This window comes from Nitrobacter sp. 62-13 (assembly GCF_001896955.1).
GTDB lineage: Bacteria > Pseudomonadota > Alphaproteobacteria > Rhizobiales > Xanthobacteraceae > Nitrobacter.
Genome location: NZ_MKRN01000024.1, coordinates 17,683 through 25,045 on the forward strand (window position 1 = coordinate 17,683; position 7,363 = coordinate 25,045).

Below are 7,363 nucleotides of genomic sequence, written 5' to 3' on the forward strand. Positions count from 1 at the left end.
GTCAGGGCATGAAGTGCGCAGACCAGCGTGGCGGTCAGCGTTTTGCCTTCGCCGGTCTTCATTTCGGCGATAAAGCCGTCGTGAAGCACCAGAGCGCCGATGATCTGCGCCGGAACGGGGTATTGGTTCAGCACGCGGTGCGAGGCCTCGCGAGCCAGTGCGAAGACTTCTTCCTTGACCTCATCAAGGGGGGTGCCGGCCTGGACTTGCTGCCGCAAGTCGGCGACGCGATCGCGCAACGCGCCGGCAGAGAGCCGCCGGTGATCTGCTTCCAGGGAGAGAATCCGGCGGGCCGTCGTTTCGTATCGTGTCAGTTTCCGGCGAGTGCCGAAATTCAGCGCGCGCCGAGCCAGGCGCAGGATCATCGAAACTCAAAAAGAATCGGCATCGTGAAAGCGAATTGCGTGCCGCCGACATCCTTTGGAGGCTCGGGTAACGGCTGGGCGCGTTGCAGGAGATCGAGCGTTTCGCGATCGAGGGCGTCGGATCCGCTGCCTTTAACGATTCTGCTGGAGACGACGTGGCCCTGGCGGTCGACGACGAAGGATACCCGTGACGTGCCGGTCTCGCGACGTCTCTGGGCCTCGTGGGGGTATCGCTTGCTTCGCTGCAGGTGAAGGGCCAACTGGCGCTTCCAACTCACAAGCCTTGCCTTGCGCGAGGCCGCAGCCGTTGGAGCCGTCGTGGCTGACGCCGCAACCAGAGGGGGCGTTGCGTTCGGCGTCTTTTCCTTCTCTTCCTTCTTTTCTTCTTCCTGCTTTTTCTCCGGAGTCGTTTCCAGCGCCACGTCGGGTTCGGCGACCTGCGGAAGCGGCGGCTCCGGCTCCGGCACCTTCTCCGTCTTGACTTCCGCCTTCTCCTGAGGCGGAGGAGCCTCGTCGGTCTGCATTTGCTCTTCGCCCGGCGCGACGTCCCGCGCCTCGGCGTCACGGAAGGACTCGGTGGTAAAATCCACCTCGATCGCCGTGACGGTATCGAATGTATCGCCTTCCTCCGGAGTCATGAGCAAGGCGGCCGCGACCGCGCCATGGAGCGACAGCATGGCGACGAAGCAGGTGCCCCAGCGCAGCAGTTCGTTCCGCGTCATGTTGCGATAGCGGCGCGGCATGCTCATTGCGGGGCTCCGACGGATTGCGTTCCGCCCGCGGACTCAAGCCCGACCAACGCAATCTTGAGATAGCCGGCAGTCCGCAGGTCGTTCATCAGCGTCATCACGTCGCCGTAAGGGACGGTCTTGTCGGCGCGAACGAACAACCGCTTGGTTCGGTCCGACGACGTGATGGCGTCGAGAGAACCGGCAAGACCGGTGCGCGAGATAGGATCGTTGCCGATGGCCAGCGTCCGGTCGGCCTTCATGGTGACGAAGATCGGCTTGTCGGGGCGCGGCTGCTTGGTTGCCGTCGATGCCGGCAGATCGACGGCTATGTCGACGGTGGCCAGCGGCGCGGCAATCATGAAGATGATCAGCAGGACCAGAATGACATCGATGAACGGTGTCACGTTGATGTCGCTGACCTGCGCCATCTCGTCGTCGGAGGATGATTGCTGAAGCGAAACGCCCACGCGCGCTACTCCGCGGCTCGCTGATGAGGAATCATTTCCGCCCGGTTGAGATCCCTGCTCACCATGCGCATCAACTCCGCCGAGCCGTCTCCCAGCAAGCCGCGATAGCTGTTAATGGATCGCGAGAACATGTTGTAGACCATCACCGCCGGGATCGCCGCGACGAGTCCCATCGCTGTCGCCAGCAATGCTTCGGCAATGCCGGGGGCGACGACGGCGAGATTGGTGGTTTGCGATTTCGAAATGCCGATGAAGGCATTCATGATGCCCCAGACCGTGCCGAACAGGCCGACGAACGGCGCGGTCGATCCGATGGTGGCCAGAATGCTGGTGCCGCGGGTCATGCGCCGCGCCGCGGCCGCCTCGATGCGGCTGAACAGCGAAGCGATCCGCTCCTTGACGCCGTCATGGATCATGGCGTCCTGCGAGCGGCGAATCTCGTCGCGCGCCGCGTGGGTCAGGATCGCGATGTCGCTGCCCGAGTTCTCCAGCGTTTTGTTCGCCTCTTCGAGCGAGCGCGCACCTTCCACGCTGCGGAGGTCCCGCATGAGCTTGCTTCGCGCGGCGAGCAATTCGATCGTTTTGGCAAGCCACACCGACCAGGTCACGACCGACGCGAAAGCCAGGCCGATCATCACCGCCTTCACGATGTAATCGGCGGCCATGAACATGCCGATGGGCGTCAGTTCATGCGGCAGAATCGGCTCGGGGGCTTCGGCTACTTCCGTTGCAGGCAGAGCCTGATGCTCCGCCGGCGCCGCGGGCGGCGCAGCCTGCTGCTCCGCGGGCGGCGCCTGAGGAGCGGGCTGCTGCGTTACAGGTTGCGCTATCTGGGGCGGGGGAGAAACTGATTGCGTGGCTGCCGGAGCTGGTCCGGACGAAGCCGGCTCGTGCGAGCCGGGCTGCGCCAGGGATTGCGCGTCAACGACATGCGGCGCGAACGAGAACGTCAAAAGACACGCAAGCGCGAGCGCAGAGGCCTTCCCGGCTCGCGTTCGCTCGTTGCGCGCCGTGCTGGTCGAGCGATTCAGAGACAGCTTCATGTGGGTAAACTCTATGATCATGCGCCGTTCTGTACTTTCGCGCGGGAACGTAGACGGATGCGGAAGCATCCACGCTTGGTCTAGCGTCTGAACTTTTTGAATCAAACAGGGAAACGGTGCGGCAATTTTAGAATCTCTTTAAGGCGCGTGACTCAACGAAGCGCGAATGCACGCGATAATGCTGCGGCATTGATGATCCTGCGACATACCGTCCCAAACGAAGGCGATGAAGACTAGAACCTCTATAGACTGCCGCGAATTGCAGCGCATGAATGTTGCTCACGAAAATTTTTAAGTTAATGACGAGCGACATGTCGCGGATGCGGATTTGCTCCCGTGATGTCTGAAATCGATGTCTGCAATTTTTAAGGATGGGTGGGGCGAATGGGTATTTCATCGGTAGGTCACACGGATGGTACGAACGGCGACGTGACGGGACAGTCATCAGTCGTGGGTTGGAGCAAGGCGATGATCGGCATCGCCGCGGTGATGCTGATTCCCGACTCCGCAGATGCTCAACCGGCGCCCAGCGCCGACGATCTCCCGCAGGTTCGCGTCACCGCGCCGAAGCGGCAGGCCAAGAAAAGAACCGCGCATCGTGCGCCGGTGCGGGCCGCGCCGGCGCCGGTTGTTGCGCCTTCCCCGAGCAACGTTCAGGTCAACCCCATCGTCGGCGACGGCCATGGCGTCACCGGCTATCAGGCTCCGGCGCAGGCCGGGATCTCCCGCCTTCCGGTGCCTCTCGCCGATACGCCGCAGACCGTCAACGTGGTGACGCAGCAGGTCCTTCAGGAGCAGCGTCTCCTCAGCATGGAGGATGCGCTGCGAACGGTGCCGGGCATCACCTTCAGCGCGGGCGAAGGCGGGCAGCAAGGCGACAGCCCGATCGTCCGCGGCTTCGCGGCGCGTGGCGACATGTTCCGCGACGGCATCCGCGATCCGGGTTGGTATACGCGCGACCTGTTCAGTGCCGACCGTGTCGAGGTGCACAAGGGGCCGTCCGGCTTCGCTTTCGGCCGCGGTTCGACCGGCGGCGCCATCAACACCGTCTCCAAGCTGCCGCAGACTCGGGACTTCGTTGACGGAACGATCAGCGGCGTCACCAGCGGCGGCTACCGTGCCGAGGTCGACGCCAATGGCACACAGGGGAATTTGTCCGGCCGCATCGCCGCGATGTATCAGGACATTCCCACCGAGAGTCGTGATCACGTTTTCACCAAGCGTTGGGGCGTCGCGCCGTCGTTCAAGGCGGAGTTCTCGCCGGATACCCGCGCCATCCTCAGCTACGTCTATCAGGGCGAGGACAGTGTGCCGGATTACGGCCGCCGCTATCTGCCGGCGCCGGCCTACAGTTCGTCGACCGGCGCGTTGACCAACCCCGGCTATTTCGGGAACGGCGCACCGACGCCGCCGATGCCGATTCCGCGCAGCAACTGGTTCGGCGTGGCGAGCGGTCCGCTGGCGGATCGGGTGCTGACCGACACCCATATCGGAACGATGAGCTTCGAGCACGACTTCGACAAGGATCTGAAGATTTCGAACGCGACGCGCTATATTGCCGTCAACCGCATGGCGCGGCCGACTGCTCCGCGCGGCGAGGCGCAAGCCGACAACGTTACGCCGATCACGCCGGGCTATCCGGTTGAACTGATGACGATCGGACGGCAGCATTTTGAAACCTTGACCGACAACACGCTGCTCATCAACCAGACCGACCTGACCGGCAAGTTCTGGACCGGCGGCTGGCAGCATACGTTCGCGATGGGCGTCGAGGCTGCGCGCGAAACCCGCGATCAGTCCCGCGCCAATTACTGCGTACCGGGCAACCTGGCGTGCCGGACCAGCGTCTGGGATCCGGTGGATACGTCCTATGGAGGGCCGAATACCGGGTTCGGCTTGCCGAATTCGACGGTGTCGACCAACTACGCGGTTTACGGCTTCGATCAGGTTAAGCTCAACGAATACTTCGAGTTGCTCGGGTCGATCCGCTACGACAACTTTCGTTCGAACTACACCAATCTCGCTGCGGTGCCCGCGAGCCAGCATCTCAGCCGGACCGATGATATGGTTAGCTGGCGGGTCGGTGGTGTCTTTCACCCGACGCATCATTCGAGCGTTTACGCGGCCTATGGCGTCTCGTACAATCCAGCCGCCGAGTTCCAGACGCTCAGCGACGCCAGCAATAACGCCGCGAACGTCTTGCTGCCGCCAGAGAAAAATACGACGCTCGAGGTCGGCGCCAAGGCCGACGTTCTTAACGGCAAGCTGACCCTGAGCGGTGCGGTGTTCCGCATCGAGAAGACCAACCTCCGCATCCCGGTCGATCCGGTCTTGAATACGGCGCTGGTGCTTGGTGGTCTGGCGCGCGTGGACGGTATCGAGTTGGGCGTCGCAGGCAAGCTCACCGACCAGTGGAGCGTGTTCGCGGGCTACAGCTATCTCGACTCCAAGATCGTCAACACGACCGATCTCTCCCAGCTGGGGAACCAACTTCCGAATACTCCACCGCACAATTTCACGCTGTGGACCGCTTATGATCTCACGCCGCAGTGGACTGTTGGCGGCGGTTTGACTTATGCCGCACGCACTTTCGTCAATCCACAGAACACGTCCTACGTGCCTGACTACTGGAAGCTCGATCTCATGACGAGTTACAAGGTCACAAAGGATTCGCTGCTGCAGCTCAACGTCTACAACGTAACGGATGAACTGTACTATTCTCAGTTCTATCAGGGCCACGCCGTTCCGGCTGCCGGCCGCACCGCGATGCTGACCTATCGCTATCACTTCGAGCCGCCGCCGCCGGTTGCCGATTATCCGGTGAAGGCCGCGCGTTACGTAAGCAAGTAGCCGGCGTTACGGTGGATAGCAAAAACTGACGATATCGGAGCCGGCGTCGCGAGGCGCCGGCTTCTCTCTGAAGGAATATCCCGGTGCTGATACGAATCCCGAATGTCCTCTCTCCCGAGCAGGTGAAGCGTTGCCGCGAGGTGCTGGAACGGGCCGCCTGGGCGGATGGGCGTATCACCGCCGGGCATCAATCGGCCCAGGTGAAGCGCAACCTGCAACTGCCCGAGGGAACGCCGGAGGCTCGCGAACTCGGCGACATGGTGCTGTCGGCGCTCAACCGGAATCCGCTGTTCATGTCGGCGGTCTTGCCGAAGACGATCTTTCCGCCGCTGTTCAATCGCTACGACGCGGATGGGGAGATGAATTTCGGCTCGCACGTCGACAACGCGATTCGCACCATTCCAGGAACCGGAAGGCGCGTGCGGACCGACGTGTCCTCGACCTTGTTCCTGTCGTCGCCGGAAGAGTACGATGGCGGCGAACTGGTGATCGAGGATACCTATGGTTCGCATTCGGTGAAGCTGCCGGCCGGCGACATGATCGTGTATCCCGGCACCAGCGTTCACCTTGTCACCAAGGTGACCCGCGGTTCGCGCCTCGCGTCATTTTTCTGGACCGAGAGCATGATCGCCGAGGTTACGAAGCGCGCGATGATGTTCGATCTGGATATGTCGATCATCCGCCTCAACGCCGACCATCCCGAGCACCCGTCCCTGGTGTCGCTGACCTCGCTGTACCACAATCTGCTGCGGCAATGGGCGTTGACCTGACTTTCAAGCCAGCATGGCGTCGAGGGCGGGCGTGGTGCGCTCGGTGATTGCATCTCCGCTGCGGAAGCGGATCATCGCCGCGAGTTTGTGCTTGACGGCGAAATCGGTTCCGGCGTCCGGCCCCAGCACCATCAGCGCCGTCGCGTAGGCATCCGCTTCCATGCAGGAGCGATGCAGGACGGTCGCGGTGACCATGCCGTTGGCGATCGGTCGTCCGGTTCGCGGATCGAGTGTGTGGGAAAAATGCTGCGCGCCGTGAGCGAAGCCGCGCTCGCAGCCTGAGGTCGCGATCGCGAGATCGTGCAAGGCAACGAGCATCGGTTCAGCCGCGACGACCGCCGCAGCCTCGGCGGGCCGGTCGATCTCGACCCACCACGGACTGCCGTCGGGCTTGACCCCGTGCCCCCGCAATTCGCCGCCGATTTCCACCAGGGCATTGTGAATGCCAAGCTCGCGCAGGGTTTCCGCGACCAGATCGACGGCAAAACCCTTGGCGATGCCGCAGAGATCGACCGGTCCGCGATCGTCGCGACGCAGACGGCGGGTGCTGGCGTCGAACTCGAGTTGCCGCCATCCGCAAGCCTGATGGAGTCGGGCGATCTCCTCCGGCGGCGGCGGCGCTGTGCGAGGTCCGCTCGGGCCGAAACCCCAGAGATCGATCAGCGCTCCCATGGTCGGATCATAGGCGCCGCCCGATTCCTGTGCGATGCGCAGCGCGCCGGCCATCACCTGGCCGAGCTCGCGCGGCAGGTCCTGCCATTGATTCAGCGGCAGCCGGTTGAACCGGCTGGTGTCGGATTGATCCTCCCACGGGCTCATCTGCGCGATCACGCGATCGAGCGCGAGGGGAATTGTCCGGCGTAGCGTTTGCGCGCTCGCGGACGAACCGACGAATCGGCACGACCATGTGGTGCCCATGGTCGCGCCGCTGAGGTCCTGAATGCGTCCGCCCGCCGGAATGGCCGGCGGACTCGCCGGCATTGTCGGAATCGCCACGCGCCGGGCGACTGACGCTCTCATCGGTTTCGTTACTGCGGCAGCACTTCGACCGTGACGGCGTAGCTGCTGCGGCGCTGGGCGTTCTTGATCTTGCTCTTGTCGTCGCGCACCGACGCGCTCATCCAGTAGAAGCCGGGC

General features: G+C 63.1%; 6 protein-coding genes and 1 pseudogene. 2 read left to right on the forward strand and 5 right to left on the reverse strand.

What is annotated here, in order from left to right; all coding sequences use genetic code 11:
• The 4 genes and pseudogenes from BGN91_RS03535 to exbB all read right to left on the reverse strand — a co-directional run.
• Positions 1 to 365, reverse strand: a pseudogene (locus BGN91_RS03535) (preprotein translocase subunit SecA); the annotation flags it as partial.
• Positions 362 to 1,114 (reverse strand): energy transducer TonB, encoded by a 753-nt coding sequence (locus tag BGN91_RS03540; protein WP_292610584.1) that lies wholly within the window; start codon positions 1,112 to 1,114, stop codon positions 362 to 364. The pseudogene BGN91_RS03535 and the gene BGN91_RS03540, both read right to left, overlap by 4 nt.
• The gene (exbD, locus tag BGN91_RS03545; protein WP_292610585.1) at positions 1,111 to 1,563 is read right to left on the reverse strand and encodes a TonB system transport protein ExbD; all 453 of its coding nucleotides are present in this window, start codon (positions 1,561 to 1,563) and stop codon (positions 1,111 to 1,113) included. Before exbD ends, BGN91_RS03540 begins: the two co-directional genes overlap by 4 nt.
• Positions 1,564 to 1,568: 5 nt before the next feature.
• On the reverse strand, positions 1,569 to 2,627 hold the full coding sequence (gene exbB / locus BGN91_RS03550) for a tonB-system energizer ExbB (protein WP_292610587.1): 1,059 nt from the start codon (positions 2,625 to 2,627) through the stop codon (positions 1,569 to 1,571).
• A 363-nt stretch (positions 2,628 to 2,990) separates the two neighbouring features.
• On the opposite strand from exbB, the gene BGN91_RS03555 reads away from it, so the two are divergent.
• Both BGN91_RS03555 and BGN91_RS03560 read left to right on the forward strand, forming a co-directional pair.
• Positions 2,991 to 5,456: a TonB-dependent siderophore receptor gene (locus BGN91_RS03555; RefSeq protein ID WP_292610588.1), complete on the forward strand. Its 2,466-nt coding sequence runs from the start codon at positions 2,991 to 2,993 to the stop codon at positions 5,454 to 5,456.
• Between the two features lie 83 nt (positions 5,457 to 5,539).
• Positions 5,540 to 6,226, forward strand: coding sequence for a Fe2+-dependent dioxygenase (locus BGN91_RS03560; RefSeq protein WP_292610590.1), 687 nt, complete (start codon positions 5,540 to 5,542; stop codon positions 6,224 to 6,226).
• 3 nt (positions 6,227 to 6,229) lie between these two features.
• On the opposite strand, the gene BGN91_RS03565 is transcribed toward BGN91_RS03560, so the two are convergent.
• Complete coding sequence (locus BGN91_RS03565) at positions 6,230 to 7,246, reverse strand: FAD:protein FMN transferase (RefSeq protein WP_292610591.1); 1,017 nt, start codon at positions 7,244 to 7,246, stop codon at positions 6,230 to 6,232.
• Positions 7,247 to 7,363 lie beyond the last annotated feature (117 nt).

Excerpts from the sequence above, each read along its gene's own strand:
- BGN91_RS03540 (WP_292610584.1), bottom strand. The coding sequence starts at position 1,114 with ATGAGCATGCCGCGCCGCTATCGCAACATGACGCGGAACGAACTGCTG.
- exbB (WP_292610587.1), bottom strand. The coding sequence starts at position 2,627 with ATGATCATAGAGTTTACCCACATGAAGCTGTCTCTGAATCGCTCGACC.
- BGN91_RS03555 (WP_292610588.1), top strand. The coding sequence starts at position 2,991 with ATGGGTATTTCATCGGTAGGTCACACGGATGGTACGAACGGCGACGTG.
- BGN91_RS03565 (WP_292610591.1), bottom strand. The coding sequence starts at position 7,246 with ATGAGAGCGTCAGTCGCCCGGCGCGTGGCGATTCCGACAATGCCGGCG.